Annotated in this window: 3 protein-coding genes; 2 read left to right on the top strand and 1 reads right to left on the bottom strand. The window is 71.7% G+C overall.

Annotated elements, in window-relative coordinates:
- Positions 1-69: 69 nt before the first annotated feature.
- On the bottom strand, positions 70-969 hold the full coding sequence (locus AB0M20_RS39090) for an NAD(P)/FAD-dependent oxidoreductase (protein ID WP_364306061.1): 900 nt from the start codon (positions 967-969) through the stop codon (positions 70-72).
- Between the two features lie 46 nt (positions 970-1,015).
- On the opposite strand from AB0M20_RS39090, the gene AB0M20_RS39085 reads away from it, so the two are divergent.
- Together AB0M20_RS39085 and AB0M20_RS39080 are read left to right on the top strand one after the other, a co-directional pair.
- Positions 1,016-1,594, top strand: a complete 579-nt coding sequence (locus tag AB0M20_RS39085) for an XRE family transcriptional regulator (RefSeq protein ID WP_364306059.1) — start codon at positions 1,016-1,018, stop codon at positions 1,592-1,594.
- On the top strand, positions 1,591-2,256 hold the full coding sequence (locus AB0M20_RS39080; protein WP_364306057.1) for a uridylate kinase: 666 nt from the start codon (positions 1,591-1,593) through the stop codon (positions 2,254-2,256). Before AB0M20_RS39085 ends, AB0M20_RS39080 begins: the two co-directional genes overlap by 4 nt.
- Positions 2,257-2,289 lie beyond the last annotated feature (33 nt).

The raw sequence follows: 2,289 nt of genomic DNA, 5'->3' as shown, positions 1-2,289 counted from the left end.
GCACCCGCGGGTGGCCGGGCCCGGTCGTACTCCCCTCGGCGACTCGGGCCCGCCCAGACCCTGGCCCGCTCACCCCGCGTCGGCCTCCACGAGATCCATGTTGATCATCGCGCCCGCGCCGACACCGGCCGCCGCCGCGCTGATCACCTGAGCCATCGGGTCCGTCACGTTGCCGGCCACCCACAGACCGCGCACCGCCGTGCGCCCGCTCGGATCCTCGGCCGCCAGGTGCGTGGCGTTTCCCGTCGCATGCTCGACCAGTTTCACGCCGAGCGGCTCGAGGAAGTCGGCACGACCCTCGAGCCGGGTCTGCACGACCAGGTGGGCACGGGGGATCACGGTGCCGTCGGCCAGGTGCACACCGTCGTCGCCGACCGCCGTCACCCGCCCGGGCACCAGCCGCACCCCGCGGTTCGTGAGCTTGCGGGTCTGTTCCTCGTCCGGGGCGAAGGATTCGTTGAGGAAGAGCATCAGGTCACTGGTCCACTGGCTCCAGAGCAGACCCGCGTGCATGGCCATCGACCCGCTGGCGATCACGCCGACCGCCTCGCCCCGCACCTCGAACCCGTGGCAGTACGGACAGTGCAGGACCGTCTTGCCCCAGCGCTCCGCCAGCCCCGGGATGTCCGGCAGCACATCTTTGAGCCCCGAGGTGACCAGGACGCGGCGAGCGGTGACCGTGGACCCGTCGGCCAGGTGCACCTCGAACGCGTCCGCCTCGCCGGTGACCGCGACCACCGTCGCGTCACGGAACTCGCCGCCGTACCGCTCCACCTCGGTGCGTCCGAGTGCCCGGAACTCGGACGGCGACTGGCCGTCCCTGGTCAGGAAGTTGTGCACCCCTGCTGCCGGGGCGTTGCGCGGCTCGCCGGCGTCGATCACCAGCACGGTCCGCAGCGCCCGGCCCAGCGTCACCGCTGCGCTCAGCCCGGCCGGCCCGCTGCCGACCACCACTACGTCATAAGTCATGTCTTCACCGTTCTCGGCTTGCCCAGAAGTGACAAACTTCTTTGCCATGACAGCAAACGACGGCGTGATCGCCGCAGTCGGTCCGCGGTTGCGGGCGCTGCGCCGGCAGCGCGCGATTACCCTGACCGATCTGGCGGAAACCACCGGTATCTCGGTCAGCACGCTCTCCCGCCTGGAGTCCGGCCAGCGGCGCGCCACGCTCGAGCTGTTGCTGCCCTTGGCGGCGGCCTACCAGGTGCCGCTGGACGATCTGGTGGGCGCCCCGCCGACCGGCGACCCCCGGGTGTACGCTCGGCCGATCACCCGTGGCGACCAGACGATCATGCCTCTGAGCAGGCATTCCACGGGCACCCAGGCCTTTAAGCACGTCATCGCGGCGGGCCCCGCCAAGGAGCCCGACCCTCGGACCCACGAGGGTTACGAGTGGCTCTACGTGCTCGGCGGGCGACTGCGGCTGGTCCTCGGCGAGCACGACCTGGTGCTGCCGACCGGCGAGGCGGCCGAGTTCGACACCCGGGTGCCGCATTGGTTCGGCGGCGTGGACGGCGAGGCGGTCGAGTTCCTGTCGATCTTCGGGCCGCAGGGTGAGCGGGTGCACGTGCGGGCCCGCTCGACGCGCCGATGATCGACCGGCTCGCCGACCGGATCCTGGCGGTCGAGCGGGACCATCCGGTGCGCGTGGGTCTCGACGGCCGGTCGGCGGCGGGCAAGACGACGCTCGCGGACGCGCTGGCGGCCCGGCTGCGGGCGTTGACCCCGAGGCCGGTGATCCGGGCGCAGCTCGACAACTTCATGGTTATGGTCGAGGACCGCAACGCGTACCCGTACGACAGCCCGGAAAGCTACTACCTCGATTCGTGGAACTACCCGGCCATCCGGGCACAGCTGCTCGGCCCGCTGGGCCCGGGCGGCGACCGCCGGCATCGCACGGCGCTGACCACCCCGTCGGGCCGGCCGCTGACGGGGCCGCCCGACCAGGTGGCGGCCGACGACGCGATCCTGCTGGCCGACGGCGTCTTCCTGCAGCGGCCGGAGCTCGCCGGCTGCTGGGATCTGGTCGTCTACCTGCGGATCAGCTTCGCGGAGTCGCTGCGGCGCGGGATCGAGCGGGACGCGTCCTGGATGGGCTCGGCGGCCGAGGCCGAGCGCCGCTACCGCGGCAAGTACCTGCCGGGCGAGCAGCGATACCTGGCGGAGGTACGCCCGGAGGACCACGCCGACATCGTCATCGACACGAGCGACCCGGCCAACCCGACCTTGCTGAAGGACCGCACCCAAAAGTGGTAGCCCAGCCGCGTGTGGAGTCCTCGGAAAGGCGGC

Origin of the sequence: Actinoplanes sp. NPDC051633 (assembly GCF_040681735.1) — a bacterium.
Lineage (GTDB): Bacteria > Actinomycetota > Actinomycetes > Mycobacteriales > Micromonosporaceae > Actinoplanes.
Note: the sequence above shows the minus strand (reverse complement) of the source record. Positions and strands in the feature narration are given on the sequence as shown.

What these genes read in the sequence shown, in the direction of transcription:
- AB0M20_RS39090 (WP_364306061.1), bottom strand. Translation starts at nt 969, where the DNA reads ATGACTTATGACGTAGTGGTGGTCGGCAGCGGGCCGGCCGGGCTGAGC.
- AB0M20_RS39085 (WP_364306059.1), top strand. Translation starts at nt 1,016, where the DNA reads ATGACAGCAAACGACGGCGTGATCGCCGCAGTCGGTCCGCGGTTGCGG.
- AB0M20_RS39080 (WP_364306057.1), top strand. Translation starts at nt 1,591, where the DNA reads ATGATCGACCGGCTCGCCGACCGGATCCTGGCGGTCGAGCGGGACCAT.